21 protein-coding genes are annotated in these 24,425 nt (G+C 50.5%); 14 read left to right on the forward strand and 7 right to left on the reverse strand.

Annotated features, from left to right (window positions below):
- Positions 1–33 precede the first annotated feature (33 nt).
- Genes D3H35_RS15080 through D3H35_RS15105 form a run of 6 tightly spaced genes read right to left on the reverse strand, consistent with a single transcriptional unit; the run spans position 34 to position 7,430 of the window.
- Complete coding sequence (locus D3H35_RS15080) at positions 34–975, reverse strand: glycosyltransferase family 2 protein (RefSeq protein ID WP_119150118.1); 942 nt, start codon at positions 973–975, stop codon at positions 34–36.
- Complete coding sequence (locus D3H35_RS15085) at positions 972–2,063, reverse strand: glycosyltransferase family protein (RefSeq protein ID WP_147355853.1); 1,092 nt, start codon at positions 2,061–2,063, stop codon at positions 972–974. Before D3H35_RS15085 ends, D3H35_RS15080 begins: the two co-directional genes overlap by 4 nt.
- The gene (locus D3H35_RS15090) at positions 2,060–3,106 is read right to left on the reverse strand and encodes a glycosyltransferase family 4 protein (RefSeq protein WP_158594127.1); all 1,047 of its coding nucleotides are present in this window, start codon (positions 3,104–3,106) and stop codon (positions 2,060–2,062) included. Before D3H35_RS15090 ends, D3H35_RS15085 begins: the two co-directional genes overlap by 4 nt.
- The gene (locus D3H35_RS15095; protein WP_158594128.1) at positions 3,096–5,327 is read right to left on the reverse strand and encodes a methyltransferase domain-containing protein; all 2,232 of its coding nucleotides are present in this window, start codon (positions 5,325–5,327) and stop codon (positions 3,096–3,098) included. The genes D3H35_RS15090 and D3H35_RS15095 overlap by 11 nt, the downstream gene beginning before the upstream one ends.
- Position 5,328: 1 nt before the next feature.
- Positions 5,329–6,615 carry an ABC transporter ATP-binding protein gene (locus D3H35_RS15100; protein ID WP_119150122.1) on the reverse strand — a complete coding sequence of 429 codons (1,287 nt, stop codon included), beginning with the start codon at positions 6,613–6,615 and terminating at the stop codon, positions 5,329–5,331.
- 14 nt (positions 6,616–6,629) lie between these two features.
- Positions 6,630–7,430: an ABC transporter permease gene (locus D3H35_RS15105; protein ID WP_119150123.1), complete on the reverse strand. Its 801-nt coding sequence runs from the start codon at positions 7,428–7,430 to the stop codon at positions 6,630–6,632.
- Positions 7,431–8,213: 783 nt separating this feature from the next.
- On the opposite strand from D3H35_RS15105, the gene D3H35_RS15110 reads away from it, so the two are divergent.
- Positions 8,214–9,791, forward strand: a complete 1,578-nt coding sequence (locus tag D3H35_RS15110; protein WP_158594129.1) for a sulfatase-like hydrolase/transferase — start codon at positions 8,214–8,216, stop codon at positions 9,789–9,791.
- Positions 9,792–9,852: 61 nt separating this feature from the next.
- On the opposite strand, the gene D3H35_RS15115 is transcribed toward D3H35_RS15110, so the two are convergent.
- Entirely contained in the window at positions 9,853–10,872 is a 1,020-nt protein-coding gene (locus D3H35_RS15115; RefSeq protein WP_119150125.1) for an acyltransferase family protein, read from the reverse strand.
- 213 nt (positions 10,873–11,085) lie between these two features.
- Between D3H35_RS15115 and D3H35_RS15120 the strand changes: the two genes are divergently transcribed.
- From D3H35_RS15120 to D3H35_RS15180, 13 genes are all read left to right on the forward strand, one after another.
- The gene (locus D3H35_RS15120; protein ID WP_119150126.1) at positions 11,086–11,829 is read left to right on the forward strand and encodes a sugar phosphate nucleotidyltransferase; all 744 of its coding nucleotides are present in this window, start codon (positions 11,086–11,088) and stop codon (positions 11,827–11,829) included.
- Between the two features lie 16 nt (positions 11,830–11,845).
- Positions 11,846–12,409 (forward strand): dTDP-4-dehydrorhamnose 3,5-epimerase, encoded by a 564-nt coding sequence (gene rfbC, locus D3H35_RS15125; RefSeq protein WP_119150127.1) that lies wholly within the window; start codon positions 11,846–11,848, stop codon positions 12,407–12,409.
- Positions 12,406–13,422, forward strand: a complete 1,017-nt coding sequence (gene rfbB / locus D3H35_RS15130; RefSeq protein ID WP_119150128.1) for a dTDP-glucose 4,6-dehydratase — start codon at positions 12,406–12,408, stop codon at positions 13,420–13,422. Before rfbC ends, rfbB begins: the two co-directional genes overlap by 4 nt.
- A gap of 1 nt (position 13,423) precedes the next feature.
- Positions 13,424–14,260, forward strand: coding sequence for a dTDP-4-dehydrorhamnose reductase (gene rfbD / locus D3H35_RS15135; RefSeq protein ID WP_119150129.1), 837 nt, complete (start codon positions 13,424–13,426; stop codon positions 14,258–14,260).
- Positions 14,261–14,461: 201 nt separating this feature from the next.
- Positions 14,462–15,328, forward strand: coding sequence for a glycosyltransferase family 2 protein (locus D3H35_RS15140; RefSeq protein ID WP_119150130.1), 867 nt, complete (start codon positions 14,462–14,464; stop codon positions 15,326–15,328).
- Between the two features lie 6 nt (positions 15,329–15,334).
- Positions 15,335–16,741 carry an undecaprenyl-phosphate glucose phosphotransferase gene (locus D3H35_RS15145; protein WP_119150131.1) on the forward strand — a complete coding sequence of 469 codons (1,407 nt, stop codon included), beginning with the start codon at positions 15,335–15,337 and terminating at the stop codon, positions 16,739–16,741.
- A gap of 196 nt (positions 16,742–16,937) precedes the next feature.
- On the forward strand, positions 16,938–17,135 hold the full coding sequence (locus tag D3H35_RS15150) for a cold shock domain-containing protein (protein ID WP_119150132.1): 198 nt from the start codon (positions 16,938–16,940) through the stop codon (positions 17,133–17,135).
- Between the two features lie 196 nt (positions 17,136–17,331).
- Entirely contained in the window at positions 17,332–17,895 is a 564-nt protein-coding gene (gene hpf, locus D3H35_RS15155) for a ribosome hibernation-promoting factor, HPF/YfiA family (protein WP_119151169.1), read from the forward strand.
- 162 nt (positions 17,896–18,057) lie between these two features.
- Positions 18,058–18,807 (forward strand): response regulator transcription factor, encoded by a 750-nt coding sequence (locus tag D3H35_RS15160; RefSeq protein ID WP_233567947.1) that lies wholly within the window; start codon positions 18,058–18,060, stop codon positions 18,805–18,807.
- Positions 18,804–19,847: a HAMP domain-containing sensor histidine kinase gene (locus tag D3H35_RS15165; RefSeq protein ID WP_119150133.1), complete on the forward strand. Its 1,044-nt coding sequence runs from the start codon at positions 18,804–18,806 to the stop codon at positions 19,845–19,847. Before D3H35_RS15160 ends, D3H35_RS15165 begins: the two co-directional genes overlap by 4 nt.
- A 24-nt stretch (positions 19,848–19,871) precedes the next feature.
- Positions 19,872–20,609, forward strand: a complete 738-nt coding sequence (locus D3H35_RS15170; RefSeq protein WP_119150134.1) for an ABC transporter ATP-binding protein — start codon at positions 19,872–19,874, stop codon at positions 20,607–20,609.
- On the forward strand, positions 20,606–23,326 hold the full coding sequence (locus tag D3H35_RS15175) for an ABC transporter permease (protein WP_119150135.1): 2,721 nt from the start codon (positions 20,606–20,608) through the stop codon (positions 23,324–23,326). The genes D3H35_RS15170 and D3H35_RS15175 overlap by 4 nt, the downstream gene beginning before the upstream one ends.
- 199 nt (positions 23,327–23,525) lie before the next feature.
- Complete coding sequence (locus D3H35_RS15180; RefSeq protein WP_233568044.1) at positions 23,526–24,404, forward strand: copper amine oxidase N-terminal domain-containing protein; 879 nt, start codon at positions 23,526–23,528, stop codon at positions 24,402–24,404.
- Positions 24,405–24,425: the final 21 nt, after the last annotated feature.

The following is a 24,425-nucleotide window of genomic DNA, read 5'->3' on the forward strand; positions in this document are numbered from 1 at the left end:
GCCCCTTTTCTTATCGTAATGATAGTGGAATTTTTAAGTCGTCTTCTTTAGCTTGGCAAGCTGAAGGAACAGTCCGATATTCCGGATGAAGCCGTTTTTATAATATTTGCGCCTCCATACCGTGTACAGGCGAGAGGCATACGATCGATTACGAAGGTCGGCGAACTCCCGAACGGCTTCGACCTCCCCTCCGATCCGGCTAATAAGAGCGGAGGCTTGGACGACGTTCCACTCGATGCCTTTCATTCTCTTGAACCGGGACAGCATATAAGGGAGATCGAATTTCACGGCTCCGAGGCTGTTGCGCCCATGCTGACGATAAAAAATGGTCGGCTCTCTTAAATAACGGATGCGACCGTTCGAGCACGCGATTAACCCGATCCACCAGTCGTGCATAATACATTCGTCGGGGACAGGCACGGACAGCTCTGCAAGCTTGCGATTAATAAGCATCGTACAGCCCGTAATTACATTTTGTACCAGCAGGCGGTTTATTCCGTCTTTATCGGGATCGAGCTTCTGATAGCCCCAGAATGAAGGGCCGATCCGATTCAGCTCCGAGTCTACGACGATCAGGTCGGAATGAACAAGAACGGGAAGACTGTCGTCTTCGCTTTCGTTCTCCCTCATAAGCCGCAGGCTTTTGGCGATTTTGTCGTCCATCCATACGTCGTCTTGATCGGCGAACATGAAATAAGCATACGTCGAATATTTCAAAGCAACCTCCAGTAGCGTTCCGAAGCTTTTCTTCGGGCCGAGATTGCATTCGGAGGAGACGATGCGAATGTTAGCGTACCTTTGTCGATATTCCTCAATTATCCGAAGCGTCTTATCGTCGGAGCCGTCATCGCGCACGAACAAGTCGAAATTCAAGTGCGATTGCCGAAAAAGGGAGTCGAGCAAGTCTTCCAAGTATCGCTCGCCGTTGTACGTGGAAAGCAAGACGGCAACCCGGTCGGAATTCGGCTTTGTCATAGGCTGTTCTCCAGCGTTTGGTGAATGTGTCGGGCTCTTGCTCCCCAATGGTTTTGTTGGAGGAAAGAGTCGATCTGATCTAAAGAGTTTTTGCCGGTACGATCCCGTTTGACTCTATCGATAATGGCGGATAACTGCTCGGCGTTCCGATAGAGGTACACGAAATCGGCAAATTTTAACGTTTCCGGATATTCGACGACGAAAGCGGGCTTGCCGAAAGCGATATATTCGTACACCTTAACGGGATCGACGGATAAAATCAGCTCGTTTACAAGGAACGGCATAATGAAAGCGTCCGACCGTTCGGCGAAAATCTTGATGGCATCGTGTGCGATCGATCCGGTATACGTTATCCTCTCATGCGGGGGAAGCGGCACTTCCGACGGTCCAATAATCGTAATTTGAATGTCCCGGTGAAGCTCAAGCAACTTAAATAGCAAGTCAAAATCAAACCAATGCGAAATGGTGCCGAAGTACGTGATGGTAAACCGTTCAATCTTCTCCGTCGGCGGTTCGAATATATGGCCGCTCTTCGCAAGAGTAAGCGACAAGGCGTTGTTGGCTACGCTCACCAAGGCCTGGGCATCTCTTTCCTCCACTTTGGACTTGAGATGCTCGGAAGAAGCAAAGACCAGATTGGATTGCTTCAATAACTGTTTCTCCAAGGCAGCAAGGGAGTTTCGGGTTTTCTCGCTTTGCGGGAAAGCCAGTATATCGTCCATGCAATCGTATATGATATTGCGGGCCCTTATTCGTTCGATATCGATGAAATGCAAAATGTAAGGAGAAGTGATCCAGAAGTAATCGTAGTCGGTTTCGTGCGCGCGCTTGACACTCGTTCGGTTGATCCAACGTTCAGCCTGTTGCACCCAAGGGCTTCGCGATGAATACGGGAGCTTTCGAATCCGGTTTACGGAGTGAAACGCCGCTTCGTCAAGGGGATTGTCAATAAGGCCGCGAACCTTCATATTTCGTATGTAGAATAAATCGATGTCGTAATATGCGAGCAATTCCTCAGCGAGGAATTGCGGCCGCTGCTTAATCCATTTCCAATCCACATGCATGAAGTAAGCCATTTTTTTTCTCATCTGGTCAACTCCAGAGCGTCTAGCCAATCCCTTACGAACGCATCGGCGCCGAATCTATGGCTAAGCTGTTCAAGCTCGCCGCTATGGAATTCATAGTTGTCCAGCAGCTCGGCCAGCTTGTCCGTCGCCTCGTTAATGTCTCCGATCCGGTAGAGATAGCGACGGCTGTCTTCAACCAATTCGCGATGCGCGTCGATGTCGGACAACACGGTCGGCAGTCCGTGAGCCATGGCCTCGGCTACCGATAAACCGAAGCTTTCGCTTTTGGAGGAAGAAAGGAAAATCCCTTTGCCGAATTTAAGCATATCGAGGAGCAAAGGGACTTTGTGAAACCGGACCGGAGGCAAATAAACGATTCGGCCTAACAGTCCATAGTCGCCAACCATCTTTTCAAAGTCGATATCTTCGTTGATGATAGGGCCGGCCAATACCAATATAAATCGATCTCCGAATCGCTTGACGGCGGAAGCGAAGATTTGGAAAATTTCCTCGATATTTTTGAGCTTATCGATACGTCCTACGTAGGCGAGCGGTGTTTTTTGCCATGGGCTAAAAATTGGGGACGACGTCCGCAGGCCTGGGATGCAGTTACGGACAAGCTTTACTTTATCGCGAAGAAACAAAGGGACTTCGTCCATAATGGAATTCTTGAAGTTTTTGGAGGGAACGATCAAGCCTCCGATCGATTCCGGCAACTTGCGGACGTATTGCCGATTTTCACGATAAGATGTGTGACATTCCATGATGACTTTGCCGTAATCGCTCATTTGTTCGAAAATTTCGGGAGTATCGATAGGGAGGATAACGTCGTAATATTCGGGAACGAAAGCCTCGACTACCTTGATATAATCGCTTAATTCGTGCGTTGCGATATATTCCTTGAAAGCCCGCAAGCCTCCGCCGTCCTCGAAAAAATAGACGTGCTGAACGATAGATTTGCGATGGAGCTTGAACGCATGAGCGCGATTTAACAAGACCCTTTCAACGCCGCCCATCGTCGACCATTTGTAGACCGAAAGTATTTTCAACGGCTCATTCGTCATTGTCATCATAGATCCTTTGCAAGAATTGGATTTGCGGGATCAAGCGCATAATTTCCGAGAAGCGGGCATCCCAAGTCGTCTCCGCCAAAAATCGGTCCAAACCGTTCCGCTCAGGCTCCGGGGCGGCGAGTCGCTCGTAGCCGCTTCGCAGCAGCTCGGCCATGTTGCGCTTGTCCTCGCAATAAGTGACGAGCGGATAATTCCCGATATGAGGGATTCCGGTAACGATGGCGGGCAAACCAAAGTATAAGTATTCGTATATTTTGATCGGGTCTACCGCTTCCGACAATTGGCTGCCCAGGAAGGGGATAATAGCCAGATGCCATTGGCGCACATACCGATAGAGCTCGTTAGGTGCAACTTTTCCATATAGGATGACATTAGTCCGTTTTTTGACCTCGTGCTCAATAAACTCCGGATGTCCGTAGCCGATAATATGAAAGACCATATCGGAGTTCCGATCCGCTAACTCAAGGACGAGTCCCCAATCGAACCAAGAGTCTGTCAAGTGTCCGAAATAGCCGATGTGGATTTTTCCGTCTGCGGCTTTTGTTTTTAATGAGATATCCGCTTTAAGCAGCGAGGGATCGTATCCGTTCCCAATACAACGGATGTCGTTGCGTAAGGAAGAGAACTTCTGCTTCAATGGCTCGGATACGGTAACGACCAAATCGGAATTCAGAATAAAGGCTTCCTCAATTGCCTTGTCGTACCAGGGAGCTTGTCCGACTTTGTGGAAATGTTCCCATTCATCCAATATGTCGTAGACGATGCTGTAATTGCCGGCTCTTAACGTCGGCAGAGTTCGGTAGAAGGTTTCATTAGGCATTGTTAGAAATGCTAGTTTCCGAGAAATAGAGGATAAGGATTCGAGTAAATCCAGCCCGGCCAGAAACCCGTAGAGCGGCAGCTCGAAGACGTTGCGGTACACCTCTTGATTCGCTTTGAGCAGCACCTCGTCGTGATTCCACTGCCATGCCACGAATAAGACCGCATAATTTTGCTTCGATAAATATTTAGCCAGATTAATCGTTCGTTGGTTATACAACTCTTCGAATTCGAAGGCAGATGGAAGAATGGCGATGCCTTCAAGCTCGTTATTCTCATAACGGACTTTGATGATGTGAAGCATTTCCTCCATCTTCGTCAGATGGGATTTATTAAGGCTGGCCGGTTGTTGAAAAGCTTTCTTGATTTTGGAGGATCCTCTTTTGATAGTTACGCGAAGTCCTTCGCGCTTCCATAGCCGCAACGTTTTATAAACGTATTTCAGCCCGGGAGTATGATCTCTTAATCGGTAATATTTCGTGGCAGCCTTCCAGAAGCCGGAACTGTGAATTTCATTTAATTGTCCAGCCAATGCAAAAAGCTGTTGGTCCTTGCGTTCAAGTTCTTGCCGCTGCTCCTGAATGCGAACAAGAAGAGAGGCGATTTCATCCTTGGCAAGCTGCAGCTCGACGGATCGCTTCAGAACTTCCTCATCTTTACCCTTGATTTCGTCCTTGTATTGCCCGATTTCCACGACATAAGCGTCGATTCGGGCTTGCAGCTCATTAAAGCGACTGGGATCGTAAAAAGAAGATAAAGGGATATCCTCAATGCGCACTCTCTCCGGGTTCGCGTAGACCACCAAAAGCTGCTTGCCCGGCCAGTGTGTCCCTGGAATAACGCTGCAATTCACTTCTTGGCTAAAGACGAGATGGAACCCGTTCAGCTTCAAGGGAAATACATCGTAATCGAAAGTGTAGGAATGCTCGGGAATTCGTTGGTACTCCTCGAACGGAAGCAAAAGAATCAAATAGCTGCCCACACTGTTCATCATTTGGCGAATCATAGCGAACGGATCGTCGAAATGTTCGAGTGTATTGGAAGAGAGAATGACATCGTACCGCTCTTCCATATTTTCGATGCCGGAACATTGGAACAGGACATCGGGGTAATAGCTCTTTGCCTTCGAAATAGCTTCTTCGGAGAAGTCCAGTCCGACAACGCGGGACTGTGCAAACCTTGAAGCCAAAAGCTGGGTTCCGTCCCCTTCGGCACATCCCGCATCGCAAATGCTGAATTGTTTTCTCTCAATCTCTTCAAGCAGCCAGTCCGGCATCATCTTCAGCGCCAGATGATAGAAGAACGCAGTCTGCTCCCTGCCCAAATACGCTTCCCAGTTTGTTCTGAACCGATTATCCCAGTAGCTCTTGCTGTTTATGGTTATTTCACTCATGCTACTTCTCTCCATTAGCGTTCAAGTATTGAACGACGGGTATATTCAGAACGCCATAGGCTTTCTTCTTTGTGACGATCTTGAAATATTGAGCGCCTTCAACGTAATCAAAGTATTCCGTTACCGGATTAGTTCGATCTTCGAGCGCGACGACCAAAATATAATCCCCTTGATTCAAATAGTTATCGAATTCGAAGTTGACTTCTACCAGACCGTTCCTTCGCTCCAATCGAAAGCTTTCATTTTCATAAGTAGTGGATACCAGCACGTCAATGCCGAGCGTGTTTTTGATCGAGAAAGCAATGTGCAGGATGCTGGTGTCGATATCGGGAGGGATATGGAATCCAACCGTAACCCTTGCGCGTTCTCCGGAAATCAACACGTTCGATAACTCGCTCTTTATTCCGCGAATCAGCCCTGTGCGAATGAGTCCGATATTGCTGCCCCAACGATTAATGGCGTCGAATGGAATTTCTACCTCTGCTTCCAATGCCTCTATTGAGGCGTTCTTCGTCAAATCGTCATGCTTGTCGCTGCTTTGCTGCGAATCTTGGTTCATGAACTGCATATATTCGGCCGTAACGCTCAACGTGTCGCCGTACCTCAGAAGCTCCCCCTCATGCAGCCACATTGCTTTATCGCAGAAGCTTCTTACGCTGAATATATCGTGTCCTACGAACAGAATCGTAACTCCCTTGTCCTTCAATGCCTTGAACCGATTGAAGCATTTGGTCTGAAATTTAACGTCCCCGACGGCTAACGCCTCATCAACGATTAGAATATCGGGGTCGACGTTAATGGCGACTGCAAAAGCAAGCCGTGAGAACATGCCGCTGGAGTAGGTCTTCACGGGTTGGTATATAAAATCGCCGATATCCGCGAATGCGATAATATCGTCCAGTCTATTTTCGATTTCGTCTCTGGAATACCCTAATATTGTGCCGTTCAAGAAAATATTTTCGATCCCCGTGTACTCTTGGTTAAATCCGGCGCCAAGTTCAAGAATGGCGGAGATTCGGCCTGCAACGGCAATCGATCCGGAGGTTGCGGTCAATACGCCGGTAATCAATTTCAGCAGAGTCGATTTACCGGAGCCGTTTTTTCCGACGATGCCGATCGTTTCGCCTTTCCCGACTTCGAAGGTGATTCCCGAAAGCGCGCTGAATTGTTTGTGATAACGGTTGTTTCCGAACGGGAAGACGGCTTCTTTTAAGCGATCGGTAGGCTTATCGTACAGGCGATATACTTTGGAAACGTTATTAAGTACAATCGGGCTTGCGGAATCCATTCAATAACGGCCTCCTATAGTACATCTGCGAAGTGCGGTCTTAGTCTCTTGAATACGATAGCCCCGGCCGCTAAGAGCATTGCCGTCACGACCCAGAAGTAGAGTGTAAGCGAAGGAGTTTCCCAAAACCACTTATGGTAAATAAACGTGCTGCGGAAGCCTTCGACCAAATAATAGACGGGATTTAGCTTAAGGATAAACCGGTATTTGTCCGGAACGATGTTCAGCGACCAAAAGATAGGCGTCAGCCAGAATCCGAATTGCAAGAGCATGGCTACAATTTGTCCTACATCTTTAATGAAGACGACAATGGAAGAAGCCAGCCAAGAAAAACCCGTGGCGAACAAAATCGAAGCAAACACGTAATAAATGACCTGAAGATGATACAAGCTGGGCGCGAATCCATAGCTTATAAACATAAGAAAGAGAATACCGATAAAAAACAAATGGACAAACAAAGCCGACACGATTTTGACTAAAGGAAGCAGACTAACGTTAAAGACAACCTTTTTGACCAAGTAACCGTTCTCTGTAATAGCATGGATGGAGCTTGAAAAGGATTCGCTTATGAAAAACCAAGGAATGATGCCTGCCATTAGCCATAGAACGAAGGGCACATTTTCGACAGGAACGGATCGGAACCCGATCTGGAACACAAACCAGTAGATAGCGATCATAATCATCGGCTGCACGAATGCCCAAATAATACCCAAGCTTGCCCCTAAGTATTTCGCGCGGAAATCTTTTTTGGCAAGCTCGTATACGAGTCTTCGATTTTTAACGGTTTCTTTAAGCATGGAATATAGGGTGGACATATCTAGTTCCCCTTGCGGTTTCAGTCTTTCATGCACACGATTCGACAATATTCACTTTAGCAAAATTTCGTATTGATTACTATATCGATCCAGTCCTCGGCAATACAGGACGATTCAAGCTTCCATATAGCATCCTTCTAATGACTATATCGGTTTTTTGAGGCTTCTAATGTATTCCTTCCGGTACTATGTTAAGATAACAATCGACATTTTTTTCGTTTTTATGATATCTGGTTGGGAGCTGCCGAGTTGAAACGATACTTTAGCCTAAATCCAATTGTTTTGTTCTTTCTTCTTCCGGTCGTTATCATATTGTTCGTCGAAACGGTAAGCAGAGGAAGTATCCTCCAAACGCTCAGATGGCTGTTTGAAAATCCGATACTCTTTTTAATGAATTATGTCGTCATATTTTCCGTTACTCGGGTTTTTTCCATCTTGCACGGCATTTGGAATACCATTGCATATCTGCTGTTTTTGTTGGTGTTTTCACTAATGGCTTATATCAATCAGCTAAAGCTTCTTTATCGGGGCGAGCCGTTTTACCCGTCCGATTTTTTACTCACGAGTGAAGGTACGGATATCGCCGCTTATCTTAATCATTTGCCAATCGGCAAAATCGTGCTATTCTGCTTATTTTTTATTGGGATTTCGATTTTTACAATCAAGACGACAAGAAAAAAAATATTTAACAGATCCAATAGCTTGCTTATATCGTTGATCTCTCTCGTTCTTTTGTTTGTTTTTATTCAATTTGGGCCGGGCCCGGTTACGAAGGGGCTAAGATTGAGCGATACTAATAAGACCGTAAGATCGGGCAGCTACTCTCAGAACGGCATTGTTATTGGTTTTTTGAAGTATGCGCACGAAGACGCGATACAGAAAGTCAAAGGCTATAACAAGGAAGCGATCAAGGCCATTGTCCAAAACCGGGGGAGCAATTTTTCCGTGGACAACGAATTTAAGCCCAACATCATCGTCATGATGAGCGAAGCTTTCTGGGATCCGACGGTTATGCAGGAGGTCCAATTCGACAAGGACCCCCTTCCGTTTTTTCATTCGCTTCAAGAGAAATATTCGACGGGAACGTTGCTGTCCCCTACGTTTGGCGGGGGAACCGCCAATATCGAATTTGAAGCATTAACCGGATTAACGACGCGTTTTTTCCATGACGGTTCCATTGCCTACCTGCGGTATGTTAAGAAGCCAATCGATACGTTAGCTTCCATTTTATCGAGACAGGGCTATAAATCAACGGCTGTTCATTCTTATCACAACTGGTTTTACGATCGGGCTGACGTTTATCGCAACTTCGGTTTCGACAACTTTGTCAGCGGAGAGTTTTTTCATCGTCCGAATCAAATAGGTCCGTTTATGGATGATCGGGACTTTGTGACGCGAGTGGTGAAAGAAATGAAAGCCAGTGAAGAGCCCGATTTCATACATGCCGTTACAATGCTTAATCATGGACCTTATCGTGCGGATCGTTATCAGAAATATACCAATCATGTTCATGGTAATCTGAGTGCGGATGCCAAACAGGTTTTGGAGTCTTATACGCAATCGCTTATGGATGTAGACGAATCCATCAAGCTGTTCATAAGCCAACTTGAAGAACTGAATGAGCCGACGATCCTCATTCTATTCGGGGACCATCTTCCATTATTAGGCGAAGACTACGAAGTTTATCGCGAAGCGCATTATTTCAATGGAGACGAGACCGACGCGGAAGCTTACAAGAGGAAGTTCTCGACTCCGCTTTTGGTATGGAATAACTTCAATGGGGAGAAGGAGGAGCTTCATCTCAGCCCGAACTTTATTCCCGCTTATCTTCTTGAAAAGACCCGCAAGCAAGGGAACGTATTAACGGACTATTTGACCGAGGAATACCGCAAAGGGATAACGATGTTGCCCGATGACATTTTGGACAAGGAATTCGGTATCCAAGAGAATCAGCTCGACCCCTACCGGCTTCTACAATACGATGTGCTGTTCGGAGGACAGTTCAGTTACTCTCCGCAAGAGAAGCCTCAGGCCAAATCGGATTATGTGCTTGGGAGCGGTCCGATTACGGTGACAGAAGCTGATGCAACCGTTCGTGAAGCGGATGGAGCGACCGTTATCAATGTGTCGGGCGCCAATTTTGTGGCCGATAATTATTATTTCGATTTTATTCAAGGTAGCAAAATTTACATTAACGGAGAAGAGCAGCAGACGGTGTATACGAACGATAACAGCATCGAATGCGTCCTTCCCGACAAGTTCAACAAGAGCGCCGCTCAATTGACCGTTCAAGTTAAAGTAAAGGACACCAAGGGGAGCGTATTGTCTCAATCCAATGTCGTGAACGTCCAACACCCTTAATCTCACCGACAAAAAAGCCTGGTCGTCGAATGGACGCCAGGCTTTTCTATCGGAGATAGCTTTATAGAAAGTAGTTGTCGGCTGCGCGCCGCAGCCGTTTTCCGATTTCCGCCAGTAGAATGGAGACGAGCAGCGCCGCGCAAAATCCAATGACGATTTGCCAAACCAAGTGAAACTGCCCTCCAAAAATTTTCGTGAAGCCGCCATTGATAAAGTAAAATTGAAGCATATAGAATTCGAAGCTAATTTCGCTGAACTTGCTGATGCTTTTCTCGAGAAGGCCGGAAATTCGACTGGCCAAGCTGAAAAAAATAGGCATGAAAGCGATAGGATACAACGGAAACAACAGCTTGCGGATATCGAAGTGAATAATTCCGGCAGAGCATAGACTGCAAATGAATAGCAGCAGTATGGCCAACGGTACGGCCCAGACGAGCTTGAGGTTTAATACTTTCGACAGCAGACCGTTCGAAGCCAAATAGACCCCGAATCCAAAGGATACGGCTACGTTCCAGAAGGAAGATTCGGGCGGTACGGAGACGATATTGATCGTTACGCAAAGGATGTAAAATAGAATGAAGTGGAGGCGTCCGTTTCTATGCTTGAAGGCAAGCTTTAATACCGGGAGCAATACATACATAATCAATATGGCGGTAACAAACCAAAGCCCCCAACCGACCGACGCATTGTTCGGCACTTTTAACCAGTCAAAAAAGAGGGCTGCGCCCAAGTAATGATAAATCAGATGGTCCGATTGAATGCTCGTTCCTAACGATTTGGCCAAAATGGCGGCAAAGGTGAGACATAGGATCATCGGCAAGTAAATTCGTGTGATTCTCCTGAAAAGAAAATGAGAAAATTTGTTGTCTACCGACTCGCTGTTGGCTAACAAGCAGGCGCTGACAAAGCCCAATAAAGACATAGTCACTCCGGGGGAAAAAGAAGTGAAAAATATCGTGCTGTACTTATTGTCCCATTGGGCCAGAATAATGTGTGCTACAAAGACGAAGATTACTGCAAATGTTCTTGAGAGGTCGTAACCTAGTATTCTTTGAGAAGTTAGTATTTTTTGAGAGCTCATTCTATATCCTCCGTCGACTGTTGTGTATAGTTGCGCACTTTTCAAATGATACACCACAATTTCTCTTTTTTGTATAAAGTTCGTGTTAGGCCGGGTTCTATTCGAATGCAAATTCTTTTTTTCTATACGCTCGCTGTGGTAGCATATCAGAAACACCCGTTGTTTTGAGCAGGGCGGCAGACTTGTTGAGTTTACATTCAGGAGTGATAAGCGATGAAGGGAATTATACTTGCTGGCGGAACGGGATCCAGGTTGTTTCCTCTAACCAAAGTGACTAACAAGCATTTGCTTCCTGTAGGAAAGTACCCGATGATCTTTCATGCCGTATTCAAGCTCAAGCAAGCCGGAATACAGGATATTCTAATTGTAACGGGCAAAGAGCATATGGGCGATGTCGTCAATTTGCTAGGCAGCGGCAAAGAGATGGGGGTCAGCTTTACATACAAGGTTCAGGACGAAGCGGGAGGAATCGCCGAGGCGCTTGGACTTGCGGAACAGTTTGTCGGAGCCGAACCCATGGTCGTTGTCCTCGGCGATAACGTGTTTAGCGACGATATTTCAGGATATCTGACCAATTTCAAAAAACAACGCAGCGGAGCGAAAATACTCATTCAAGAAGTAGCCGATCCTCAGCGTTACGGCGTTCCCGAACTGCACGGGGATCGGATCGTATCTATAGAAGAGAAGCCGGCCATTCCGAAAAGCAACTTCGCTGTAACGGGAATATATATGTACGATAATTCCGTATTTGAAATCATCAAAAATCTAAGGCCGTCGGGACGAGGCGAGCTGGAAATTACTGACGTTAATAACGCTTATATTGCGAGCAATCAGCTATCCTACGATATACTCGTCGGTTGGTGGACCGATGCGGGAACTCATGCTTCCTGGGCCAAAGCGAACGAGCTGGCTCAGGACATCGTATACGGAGAAGAGTTTGGCAAAATAAAAGAATAGGAAGGTGCGATCGAGAGTGAAGCTAATATCGACCCGGTTTGCGGATGCTTATATTATCGAAATGGATGTGCATGGCGATCATCGCGGTTTTTTTACGGAAAGCTACAACGAACGAAGCTTTCGCGAGAAGGGCTTGATATATGACTTTGTTCAGGATAATCACTCTTTATCTGTCGAAGCGGGCGTCATCCGCGGCCTTCATTATCAGTTGAATCCGAAAGCTCAGACGAAGCTCGTTCGCGTCATCGCCGGTGCCATATATGACGTTATCGTGGATATTCGCCGCCATTCCCCGACTTTTGGCCTGTGGCAAGGCTTTGAGCTCAACGAAACGAACAAACGCCAACTGCTTGTTCCCCGCGGATTTGCGCATGGTTTTTGCACTCTCGTCCCGAACACCCAAGTTACTTATAAAGTGGATGAATACTATTCTCCCGAGCACGATCGCGGGATTGCGTGGAACGACCCTTCGCTTGGCATCGATTGGCCTGTATCGAATCCGGTTCTATCGGGCAAAGACCAGTCGCACCCGCATCTGGAAGAAGCGGAAATGAACTTCGATGAGGAGGTAACGCTGTGAGGCTGCTCGTCACAGGCGGAGCCGGGTTTATCGGCAGCAACTTTATTTCGTATATGTTAACGAAGTATCCGACTTACGAGATCGTGAACCTCGACGCTTTGACCTACGCCGGCAATCTGGACAATTTGAAAGCCGTCGAATCGAATTCTCGCTATCGTTTTATTAGAGGAGATATTGGCGACAGGCGCGTTGTGGAGGACATATTCGCAAGCGGAGTAGATACCGTCGTCCATTTTGCGGCGGAATCACACGTGGATCGGAGCATCAAAGAGCCGGATCTCTTCGTAAGAACGAATGTATTGGGTACTCAGACGCTGCTGGAGGCGGCTCGGAAATATAAGGCGGCCAAATTTATACACGTATCGACTGACGAGGTGTACGGCACCTTGGGAGAAACCGGATTATTTTCCGAATCGACGCCTCTAGCTCCCAACAGCCCTTATTCGGCGAGCAAAGCGGGTTCCGATTTAATGGTGCGCGCTTACTACGAGACTTATGGGCTGCCGATCAATATGACGCGCTGCTCGAATAACTATGGTCCGTATCAATTTCCGGAAAAGCTTATCCCGTTAATGATCGCTAACGCCCTGAACGATATGCCGCTTCCGGTATATGGGGATGGCCTGAATATTCGGGATTGGTTGTACGTGGAAGATCACTGCAACGCCATTGACCTTGTCATCCATCAAGGCGTTAACGGTGAAGTATATAATATTGGCGGAAGCAACGAAAGAACGAATATCCAGATCGTCCGGACTATTCTGAACCAGTTAGGCAAGCCGGAGTCCTTGATTTCTTATGTTCGGGACCGTCCGGGGCATGACCGCCGCTATGGAATCGACGCAACGAAAATTCGCTCGGAGCTCGGATGGACTCCGAAGCATAACTTCGAGTCAGGAATCAAGGAAACGATCAACTGGTACCTTGGCAACCGCGAGTGGTGGGAACGCGTTCGATCCGGTGAATACCGGCAATACGATGAGCGGCAATATGGAAAAGGATTGGGGCAATAAGATGAAAGTAGTCGTAACGGGTGGTTCGGGACAGTTGGGCAAAGAGGTGATGCTTGTCCTGCAAGGCAAGCACGAGGTATACGGGCTCGGCAGGCAGGAATTGAATGTGGCCGACCCGCAGCAATGCAAGGAGGTGTTGGACCGGATTCGACCGCAAGCCATTATACATTGCGCTGCCTATACAGCCGTCGATAAGGCGGAGACGGATTCGGAGCAAGCGTATCTCGTTAACGCGACCGGAACGAAGCACATCGCAGCCGCCGCTGAGAGCATCGGGGCCAAGCTATGTTATATTTCGACGGACTATGTCTTTGACGGCGAAGGGACGGCTCCTTACCGGGTGAGCGCTCCAACGCAGCCGCGTTCGGTTTACGGTCAGTCCAAGCTTCTGGGAGAGCACTATGCCAGAAAGCTGTGCACGAAAGCTTTTGTTGTCCGTACGTCGTGGGTGTATGGGCTGCATGGGGCTAATTTCGTCAAAACGATGCTGAAGCTCGGGCAGGAGAAAGATTCGCTTAAGGTCGTAAACGATCAAATCGGTTCGCCGACTTACACGCGAGACTTGGCGATGTTCCTGTTGGAATTAATAGAGTCGGATCGGTACGGCGTCTATCACGCTTCCAACTCGGGAAGCTGCTCGTGGTATGAATTTGCATCGGCCATTTTTGAGGAGGCAGGCATAAATGTTCAGGTCGAGCCTTGTTCGACCGCCGAGTTTCCTCGTCCTGCGCCTCGTCCTAAATATTCGGTGATGGATCTCTCCGATCTTGGATCAAACGGCTTCCAGCCGATGCGGCCTTGGAGGGAGGCGCTAAGGTGTTTTTTGCAATCGTTATGAAGAAGTGCGACGCCAATCGAAGCTCCCTGCTCCAGGCCGACCGAACGGTCAGCTTAGAGGAGGGGGCTTTTTTCTAGGCATTTATGCTCATGCAGAAAATCGACTATCGTTTCCTGAGCGGATATCTTGCATAATTCGCTATAAAATGACAGTGAATAATGATAGTATGATAGGTAAATGACCCCGCAGCGGAGGGACGGCATGGATCTTAGCATCTTGATTCTCAACTACAATACGTGTCGCTTGACCCTCGATTGCTTGCAGTCGGTCTATCGCTCCGAAACGCAATACCGGTATGAAGTTATCGTTATCGATAACGCCTCCAAGGACGATTCCGTCGCTCAGATCCGCGCCCAATTTCCGCAATCGACGCTCATTTGCAACGAAGACAACGTCGGGTTCGCCAAAGGCAACAACCAAGGCATGCGCATCGCGGCCGGGAAATACGTTCTTTTGCTTAACTCCGACACTGTCGTACGCCCGGATACGTTCGAGACGATGGTACGGTTTATGGAGGAGCATCCGCAGGTCGGGGCATCGGGGTGCAAGGTCGTTCTGCCGAACGGGGCGCTGGACAAGGCTTGCCGGAGAGGCTTTCCGACTCCGTCCGCTTCCTTCTACTACGCATTCGGTTTCTCGAAGCGGTTTCCGGGCAATCCGAGGTTCAACCAGTACCAGCTCGGCCATTTGGATGAAAACCTTGACTATCCGGTCGATTGTCTTGTCGGCGCGTTCATGCTTGTGCGCAAGCAAACGATCGAGGAAGCCGGAATGCTGGACGAGCAATTTTTCATGTACGGCGAAGACATCGATTGGTGCTATCGAATAAAGCAGGCCGGCTGGGGAATTCACTATTACCCGTATACGAGCATCGTTCACTACAAAGGGGCAAGCGCGAGACGCCGCCCGTTCAAAATCATTTACGAGTTTCACCGGGCGATGATTCTCTTCCATCGCAAGCATTACCGCAAGCGTTATTCCCCGCTCGTCAACGGGCTGGTCTACGCCGGAGTAGGGCTCAAATTTCTGGCCGCGCTCCTGCGCAACAAAGTTATCCCCGCGAGGTGAATCGATGTGATCAGGCGAAGCCAAGGCTTCCTGACCCAGATGTACGCTTTGGTCGATTTCTTATGTATCCAGCTTGTCTTTCTGTTCTCCTGGTGGTTGAAGTTTCAAAGCGGCTTGCTTCCTTCCGGCACTCCGATTCCGTTCGACAATTACTTGCTATGGAGCGTTATATACGGAGCGCTCATTCTAGGCGGGAGCTACTCTCTCAACCTCTATGCGCCGAAGCGAAAAAAATCCTTCTCTTTCGAATTGATGAAGATCGTCCAGATTCATGCGGGCAGCCTGCTTTTGCTCGTGAGTATCCTCTACTTGCTGAAGGAAGTGGACGTATCCCGTTCTTATTTGTTTCTTTATGCGGTAAGCAACGTGCTGGTCGCCGGAATATACCGATACCTTTTGAAGTATTCGTTGAGACGCTTTCGCGAAAAAGGCTACAACAAGCAGTTCGTGCTCATTCTCGGCGCAGGGTCGCTGGGGCGCAGGTTCTACATGAATTTGCAGCAGCATGGGGAAATGGGCTTTGAGGCGGTAGGCTTTCTTGACGATTACCAGGACAAGCATGAGCCGAGTTTCAGCGAATACAAGCCGATCCTCGGTAAAGTCGACGAGCTGGCCGGGATTCTCGATCGGATGACGATCGACGAGGTTATCATCGCGCTTCCGCTCCAAGCCCATCCCAAGTTCGCCGCGATTGTCGCCGCCTGCGAGAAGGCCGGGGTCAGGACGATGATTATTCCGGATTTTTACGACATTCTGCCTTCGCGCCCTTATTTCGATAACTTTGCGGGCATTCCGCTAATTAACGTAAGAGATATTCCTCTGGATGAGCTTCGGAACCGTTTTTTGAAACGGACATTCGACATTGGCTTCGCGTCGGCGGCCATTATCGTCACTTTGCCTTTGCTTGTATTAATAGCAGTCGGGATTAAAGCGACGTCGAAAGGACCTGTCGTATTCAAGCAGGAGCGGGTAGGGTTGAACCGTCGGACGTTCACCATGTACAAGTTCCGTTCGATGCGGGCGGATACGGCGTCTACCGGAGACACGGGCTGGACGACGGAAAACGATCCTCGGCGGACGCGTTTCGGCACGTTTCTCCGGAAGACGAGCCTTGACGAGCTGCCCCAGTTTTTCAACGTGCTTTTCGGTCATATGAGCGTTGTCGGGCCAAGGCCGGAACGGCCGTATTACGTCGAGCAGTTCAAGGAAGAAGTGCCCAAATACATGGTTAAGCATCATATCCGTCCCGGCATTACAGGCTGGGCGCAGGCGAACGGCTTGCGAGGGGACACCTCGATCGAAAACCGGATTACGCACGATATTTTTTACATAGAAAACTGGTCTCTTCTGTTCGACATCAAGATTATTTCGAAAACTTTCGTGCAAGGTTTTATGAACAAAAACGCCTACTGATACATCATCGAAAAGCGCTTATCCGAAAGCCCTGCGAGAGCAGGGCTTTTGAACTGCTCGCCAGTCCCAGCCGCTTTGACACCGCTTTCAAAAAATCATTGACACCATTCTTTCCCGGATGTTATATTCTGGTTGTGGACCAGGCCAAATCGCCTATGTCAAACGTCAATTGAACAATGAAGGGAATGTTTAGCACATGCAAGGTAAAGTTAAATGGTTCAACGCGGAAAAAGGTTATGGCTTCATTGAAACGGAATCAGGCGGCGACGTATTCGTCCACTTTTCCGCAATCCAAATGGACGGTTACAAATCCCTTGACGAGGGTCAAACCGTTGAGTTTGACATCGTACAAGGCGCACGCGGCCCGCAAGCAGCTAACGTTACAAGAGCATAATCATTCGGCGTGAGAACGCCGCAGTTAATAAAGGCTATCGTACTTTTTTTCGATTTGCCGGCCACTCGAGCCCCGGAGAAATCCGGGGTTTTTGTTTTATTCTAAAAGTTATCTAATAATTCAAAATTATTTGCGGAATGTTTTGAATCTGTTAAGAGGCTGTGCTATGATGGATCTAGGCAAAGGAGGAATGCCAGTGAAATACAACATTCGAGGTCAGCGCATGGAAGTGACAGATGCTCTTCGCGAGTATGTCGAAAGAAAGCTGAGTCGCCTGGAAAGGTATTTTGAAGCACCTCCCCAATCCGATGTGCACGTGACCCTGGCGGTCACGAAAGGACAGCATGCCATCGAGGTAACCATCCCGCTGACGGGCGTCATGCTTCGGGCGGAAGAGAAGCGAGAGGATATGTACGCCTCGGTCGACTTCGTAGTGGACAAACTGGAACGACAGATTCGCAAGCACAAGACCAAAGTTAACCGAAAGCTCAAGCAGACAGGCGCATCGAGATCGCTCTTTAAGGAGGAATCGGGATCGGGATACGGCGTAGCTACACTGGCGCCTGAGGATGACGACGAATGGCAAGTTATCCGCACCAAGAGATTTAATCTGAAACCGATGGATGTGGAGGAAGCGATTCTTCAGATGAATATGGTAGGCCACAATTTCTACTTATTCTCCAACTCCGATACGAAGGAAGTGAATGTCGTTTACCGACGGGACGACGGAAGATACGGACTGATTGAATCGGTTGGCTGAACCAAACCCTAATATCGAAATCTAACGCTCCGGCTGAGAAGCCGGGGCTTTTATTATGTTCGGGCCGCTATTTTCTTTGTAACAGCTTGACAAAATCTTCATAACTGCGAGTTACAATAGATATACGGATAGTGAACCGCCGGACGGAGGGAAGTCGCCGCGATGAATGATGAAATGAGCAGACCGACGATTCTCGTAGTCGACGACGAAGAGAAGATGATTTCGTTCATCTCCAGTTATTTGACGAACGAAGGCTACGGAGTGTTGGAGGCATCGAGCGGGTATGAAGCATTGGAGAAGCTGAGGTCTCCCCAAGAGCTTGGAACGATTGATTTGGTACTGCTTGATTGGATGATGCCCGGCTTGAACGGACCTGACACGTGCCGCAAAATCCGAGGCTTCTCGCAAGTGCCCGTCATTTTCCTGACGGCCAGGGCGGAGGAGGTCGACAAGCTGATCGGGCTGGAGCTCGGAGCCGACGATTACATCACGAAGCCATTCTCCTTGCGAGAGATGGAGGCGCGCATTCGCGTCATTCTCCGGCGGATCAAGCCATTGCAGCAGTCACCCTCCGCAGCGGTGGCCGAACCGAATCGCCGGGAAGCCGATTTGATTCGGCGAGGCTCGCTTACGATTAATTTGCCCAACCATTCGGTGAGTCTTCACGGTCAGGCCGTGGCGTTCACGCCGACGGAATTCAAGATCGTGCGGACATTAGCCCAGTCTCCCGGCCGCGTATACAGCAGGCTGGATTTGCTGGAGATCGCCTTGGGCGAAGAATACAGCGGCTACGAGCGTACGATCGACACTCACATTCGCAACATCCGCAAAAAAATCGAGAGCGATTTTTCCGATCCCGAATATATCGTCACCGTTCACGGAGTCGGCTACAAGTTCGGAGAAGCGCCATGACGCTGCGCAAGAAGCTGTTCCTGTGGATCGGCGGATCGGCTACGTTCGCGTTGCTGATCGGCCTCTTGATCGGCAGCTTGTGGGCTGCGCCTCCGCAGGACGGAGCTAAAGCTGCCGACTCCTCCGGCATGACGTATTTGGCCGCCGTCCTTCTGCTCCTGTTCACGATTTGGGCGATCGCGTCCATGGCCTCTCAGCAGATGACGGCGAGGCTGCGAAGCCTGGTGCGCAGAGCGGACCGCGTAGCTCGCGAAGGAACGTTGGAAGGAGCCGACGACGAGCCAGGGCATGACGAGATTGCTATGCTGGCCGATTCCTTCAACCGAATCGCTGGCGAGTGGATTCAAGGGGAAAAGCTGCGCAATCAGCTCGTGTCCGATGCGGCTCACGAGCTGCGGACGCCGATCGCTATTTTGCGCGGGCACTTGGAGACGATGTGGAAAGGTGCGGCGGAAATCAAGCGGGAAAATTTGCTGTCCCTGCTCGATGAGACGAAGAGAATGACCCGGCTTATTCAGGAGCTGCAGCAAATCAGCCTTGCCGAATCCGGCCAATTGTCGCTCGAATGCTCATGGGTTCGATTCGCGCCGCTTATACGGGAAGTCGCCGACATTTTCGGCGTTGAAGCGGAAGAGAAACGAATCGATCTGACCTATGAAGACGACACTCCGCAAGGCTTCGAAGTTTATTGCGACGCTGCCCGAATCAAGCAGGCGCTTATTAATCTGATCGGCAACGCGATTCGCTATACGCCCGAGCAGGGGGCGATCTGGATTCGACAATCGGTCGCCAGAGAAGGAATCGTTCAAGTTGAAGTGGCCGACACGGGGCCGGGAATTCCGGCGGAGAAGCTGCCTTATATTTTTCATCGATTTTACCGGGTCGACGACTCGCGAACGCGTACGGCGGGCGGCACCGGCCTCGGTCTTGCGATTGCGAAGCAGTTCGTCGAGACGCACGGCGGAACACTGGTAGCGTCGAGCGCGGAAGGCAAGGGAACCGTCTTTGTTATGCGCTTGCCCGTCTTTCCGGAAGCGTAGACGGGGCAGAAAGGGGCGGAAGCCATGGAACAATCGGTCATCATCGAAGCGAACGACGTCTGGAAAACGTACGGAACGGGCGCGCGGGCAGTCGAAGCGGTGCGAGGGGTATCCTTCGAGCTGCGGCAAGGAGAAATCGTCTCCATCATGGGGCCGTCCGGCTGCGGAAAAACGACGCTTCTGAACTGTTTGGCGGGAATGGACACGCTGGATCGGGGCGCGGTAAGAATCGATGGCGTGGAGCTGCATAAGCTGTCCGAACGCGGGCGTGACGCTTTTCGCGCGGAGCGGCTCGCTTTCGTGTTTCAATTTTACAATCTTGTGCCGGTGCTTAGCGCTCTGGAGAACGTCGAGCTTCCGCTCCTTTGCCAAGGAGTCCCTCGCAAGGAGGCGCAGCGAAGAGCGCGGCAGGCGCTCGTGCGCGTCGGTCTGAAGGACCGGGAGAGCCACCGTCCCGGCGAGCTGTCCGGCGGCCAGCAGCAGCGAGTGGCGCTTGCCCGAGCGATCGCGCACGAGCCGAAGGTCGTCTTTGCGGACGAGCCGACCGGAGCGCTGGATCGCAAAAGCAACGAGATGATGATGGATTTGATCGAGCACATTAACCGCAAGGACGGCATCTCTTTCGTCATCGTCACCCACAACCCGAAAGTGGCGAGCTATGCGCACAACACCTTCTATATGGACAGCGGCAAAATGATACTGGAGCAGCGGTCTGCCGCTATGGAAGGAAGCCGCGGCATGCAAGGAGACGGGCTTCCGTGATCTTACCGATTGCCGCTGTCGCATTGGCGCTAATGCTGATCTATGCTTTAGGAATATGCATCCGCTTTCCTCATATTCGGCGCATCGCCGCCAGAGAAATCGCCCAGAGCAAAATGGCCGCGCTGCTTACCGTTGCCGGGCTTTCTGTCGGAATTGCGCTTATTACGCTAGTCGTCAGCGTCCGCTTTGGAATAGAGGGGAGCGAAGAGGACTATCATCGCCAGCATTTCGGGCCTATCGTGGCAGAGGCGCCCGCAATCGAGCAGCCCTTATTGTCGAATCCTTATTTTTCTAGCGATGAAATGCGGACGATGCTGGAATCGGCGGGAGACTCCTCCTCCAAGCTGCTGCCTATTGTTTCGTATGCGGTGACGCTGCTGCCGTCCTCGTCCGTTTCCGGCGAGCGCAGGACCGAGCCTCTTTCCAACGTCCTCGTCATCGGGACCGATCTGACGGAAGCGATGCGATGGGATCCCGCGCTGAGCGGGACGGGGCTGCTTTCCACCCGGCTTGGGGCCGATCGGATCGTGCTGTCGCGCACGGCGGCGGAACGGCTTTCCGTTCAAGAAGGAGACACCGTTCTGGCGTTGGATTTGAACAATCGAGCGATTTCCTTCGAGGTGGAGAAGGTCGTTCGGGAAGCCGGGTTGACCGGCTATCGCGGCTATCAGCTCGCAGATGCGACCGCCATCGTCGACTCCGACAGCGCAAGAAAGCTGTTCGGCTTGCCCGCCGGCTCGTACACGAGCGCCGTAGGCTCCACTTTTCCTCGTCCTCCCTGGACCTCGGAATCCGTCAAGGCGGGAGCGATGCAAAGCTTAAGCTTCTCACCCTTCTACGCCACCAGCTTTTTCGGAATTATTCAAATGAATGCCATTCTGATGAGTCTCATTTTGACCATTAACTTGTTTCGTCTCATCGTGGAGGAGCGCAAGCGCGGCATGCTCGTGCTTCGGTCGATTGGCTTCAGCCGTCTTGATCTGAAAAGAATCGTTCGTCTGGAAGGGCTGGGCTACGCGGTAATGGCCGGATTGGCGGGAGGAGCGGCGGGAATCGGGCTGAGCTCCTGGATGCTTCGAAGCGTGAACGCCTACACCGCCGTCGATTCCGGTTTGACGTTGCGGATAAGCGGGCCGACGAGCTTCAAAGCGCTGCTTGTCGGCGTATCGATAGGAATTGGAGTCGTATTCGTCTGCGTCTGGCTCGTATCCCAACTGACGCTGTCGCGTTCGCTCTTGACCGTCGCCGCGGTCGAGCTTGGCGGGAAGCGTGCCCGGTCGTCCCGAAGCGAGACGTTCCATACCTGGTTTGCCTTGCTCTCACTCGTCTATTCGCTGCTTCTCGTGCTGCTATTGGCCGTGCCGTCCGTTCGCCGGGATTGGTTCGTCGGTGTCGATTTGTTCGATTGGGGGATCGGGATCGGCGTTCTGCTTCCCGTTGTCGTCTATTCGGGCGTAAGGTGGCTGGAGTGGGGGTGCCGGGCTGCTTTGATGCTGCTGAGGCGCGCGACCGCCTTGGCGGGCATTCTTAACCTTGTCGCGAGGCAGCTTCAATCCAACCGGCTGAGGTCGGGGCTGCTTATTCTGCTGTTTGCTTGCGTTACTTTTTTTTCGAGCTTCTCGCAGGTTATATCCGTCTACATCCAAGAGGTGCTGGTTCGTTATGACGCTCGCGCCGACATGGGTGGCTACGACTATTACGCCGAAGACATTCGTCCGGCGACGTCAGCGCAGCTGGAGCGGTATGTGCAGCAGGCGGGATTCTCGCAAGACGAGAGTCCGGTCGTGGCGTCCGTCCTGCGCTTGCCGTGGAAGGAGTCCGCATATCGCAAGCTCCCGATTCATGGGATAGACGGCTCTTACGCGGCTGCGACTACGCTGGAAGCGGCGCCGTTCTCCGAGCGTTCCCCGTCCGATCCGTGGCGGGAGGTGGCGGAGGATAAGGACGCGATCGTCGTCTCCGCCGCAGCTCTCCGATTCATGAACAATAACGGATGGAAGCCGGCAGGGGATGAAGCGGCGTTCGATCTGAACGGGAGCAAGGTGAAGAAGAGAATCGTAGGTGTCGTCGAAGATAGCGAATACGCTTATCCGGGCACATCGGGAGTATGGCTTAACGCCGGGGAGCTGATGGCGCTTGGACAAGGGCAGAAGGAGCTTCACAGCATATTCTTTCTTCGGTTTCCCTCGATTTCGATAGCCAAGGAGCTGCGGGAGAAGACCGCGCAAGCGCTTGGAAAATCGAACGTGCCGACATTGCGCAGCGCGGCGGATTACGAGGTCGGCTATATGGCTAACATCGGCAGCCAGCTTGTGTTGTTCGAACGGTTTAATCTGCTCGCTCTTTCGATTGGCGTTGCCGGCCTCTCCGTCGTTATGCTGCGCTCCTCCCGAATGCGCAAAGATCAGCTTGGAATGTTAAGGGCGATCGGAATACCGCCCGCGCATCTCCGGCTATATTTGTGGCTGGAAGGCGCGTTGACGGCGGCGTTCGGAACGGCGCTCGGCTTCGGGGCCGGGGCGTACTCCGCCTTCGTTATTATCGAGCCGCAAACTCTGGAGACGCCGGAAGGCTTCTTATTCTCTTTTCCCGCAGAGAGGCTTATTGCGACGGGAGCGCTTGTCATTCTGGTCATTGTCGTCGCTACTTTTTGGACGGCTCGTTCCGTCTATCAGGTAAGCGCTGCGGCAGCGACGCGCAATCATACGGCATCTTAGCAAGAATAGGGGCATTCCGCCAAAGGCGCGGAGTGCTTTTTTTATTTTCCCGATTCGATCGATCATGAGCCCTTCCTCTTCTTCATGGAATCTTCACACGATTTTCGCACAAACTCGACCGAATGCCCGCAGAAAATTCAAACCGATTTTATATCATCGGTAATGCAATCATAACGAAAGGGGAATGTGAATAGTGAAGATGGCAGGATGGAAAAGCGCGCTTGCGGCATTGGTTCTCTGTTTTGCGATAACGGGATCGACATCGGCGTTTGCGGAGGAAGCGGACGGATCGGGCGGCGAAGGGGACGAAGCGGTCGAGCAGACGGCCGAAAGCTTTTTCGAGGGCTTGGAGGAGATGGAGTATAACGAGCTGACGTTCCAGGTCATTCGCACCGACGTTGTGAAGGGGAACGACAAAATTCCCGAGGCTCATTTTCGTTCGATCGTGCTGTTCCAGAATACGAGCCCGTACACGATTCAAACTCCGGCGACGGCTTTCGAGCTATTCGACAAAGGGTTTAATCAGGTTGCGCTGACGAATGTCAGATTCGAAGGAGTAAAGCTTTTGCCGGGCGATTCCAAATGGATCGCGACAGAGTACGAAAGCTTGGCGGAGGTGACGGAAGGCCAGAGCACGAAAGGCTTGAAGGCTGGAATGTACAACTCGTTGTACGGAGAACGGGTCGAGGACAGCTCGGAAATTACGGCGAAAGGCGTTTATGTTTTCGTCAACAGCAAGCCTCTTAAGGTTAAAGTGGCCGATCCGCTCGGAACCCAGTACGTACCGGCTAAAAATTTGCTTGAAGCGATGGGTTACAAATTCGTATGGAACGCGAAGACGTCCACCTTCACGGCGACGAAAGGCCAGCTTAAGGTCGAGCAGAAGATCGGAAGCCGCCAAATGAAAATCAACGGCAAAATCGTCAAAGTGGACGCCGGGGCGACCGCGTTCGTGAACAAAGCTCCGATGATCTCTCTCTATCTGGTGCCGACGATTTCGTCGACTTGGACAGTATCCCGAGGCATTCACGACGATATTACGATTCTGTCGATCGTCGACCGCACTCTCATTAAATAATTTAAGAAGGATGACGAGCAG

Source organism: Cohnella faecalis (assembly GCF_003570905.1).
GTDB classification, from domain to species: Bacteria; Bacillota; Bacilli; order Paenibacillales; family Paenibacillaceae; genus Cohnella; species Cohnella faecalis.

Excerpts from the sequence above, each read along its gene's own strand:
- D3H35_RS15095 (WP_158594128.1), bottom strand. The coding sequence starts at position 5,327 with ATGAGTGAAATAACCATAAACAGCAAGAGCTACTGGGATAATCGGTTC.
- D3H35_RS15090 (WP_158594127.1), bottom strand. The coding sequence starts at position 3,106 with ATGACGAATGAGCCGTTGAAAATACTTTCGGTCTACAAATGGTCGACG.
- D3H35_RS15105 (WP_119150123.1), bottom strand. The coding sequence starts at position 7,430 with ATGTCCACCCTATATTCCATGCTTAAAGAAACCGTTAAAAATCGAAGA.
- D3H35_RS15150 (WP_119150132.1), top strand. The coding sequence starts at position 16,938 with ATGCAAGGTAAAGTTAAATGGTTCAACGCGGAAAAAGGTTATGGCTTC.
- D3H35_RS15160 (WP_233567947.1), top strand. The coding sequence starts at position 18,058 with ATGAATGATGAAATGAGCAGACCGACGATTCTCGTAGTCGACGACGAA.
- rfbD (WP_119150129.1), top strand. The coding sequence starts at position 13,424 with ATGAAAGTAGTCGTAACGGGTGGTTCGGGACAGTTGGGCAAAGAGGTG.
- D3H35_RS15115 (WP_119150125.1), bottom strand. The coding sequence starts at position 10,872 with ATGAGCTCTCAAAAAATACTAACTTCTCAAAGAATACTAGGTTACGAC.
- D3H35_RS15140 (WP_119150130.1), top strand. The coding sequence starts at position 14,462 with ATGGATCTTAGCATCTTGATTCTCAACTACAATACGTGTCGCTTGACC.
- D3H35_RS15165 (WP_119150133.1), top strand. The coding sequence starts at position 18,804 with ATGACGCTGCGCAAGAAGCTGTTCCTGTGGATCGGCGGATCGGCTACG.
- D3H35_RS15120 (WP_119150126.1), top strand. The coding sequence starts at position 11,086 with ATGAAGGGAATTATACTTGCTGGCGGAACGGGATCCAGGTTGTTTCCT.
- D3H35_RS15100 (WP_119150122.1), bottom strand. The coding sequence starts at position 6,615 with ATGGATTCCGCAAGCCCGATTGTACTTAATAACGTTTCCAAAGTATAT.
- D3H35_RS15085 (WP_147355853.1), bottom strand. The coding sequence starts at position 2,063 with ATGAGAAAAAAAATGGCTTACTTCATGCATGTGGATTGGAAATGGATT.
- D3H35_RS15170 (WP_119150134.1), top strand. The coding sequence starts at position 19,872 with ATGGAACAATCGGTCATCATCGAAGCGAACGACGTCTGGAAAACGTAC.
- D3H35_RS15180 (WP_233568044.1), top strand. The coding sequence starts at position 23,526 with ATGGCAGGATGGAAAAGCGCGCTTGCGGCATTGGTTCTCTGTTTTGCG.
- D3H35_RS15080 (WP_119150118.1), bottom strand. The coding sequence starts at position 975 with ATGACAAAGCCGAATTCCGACCGGGTTGCCGTCTTGCTTTCCACGTAC.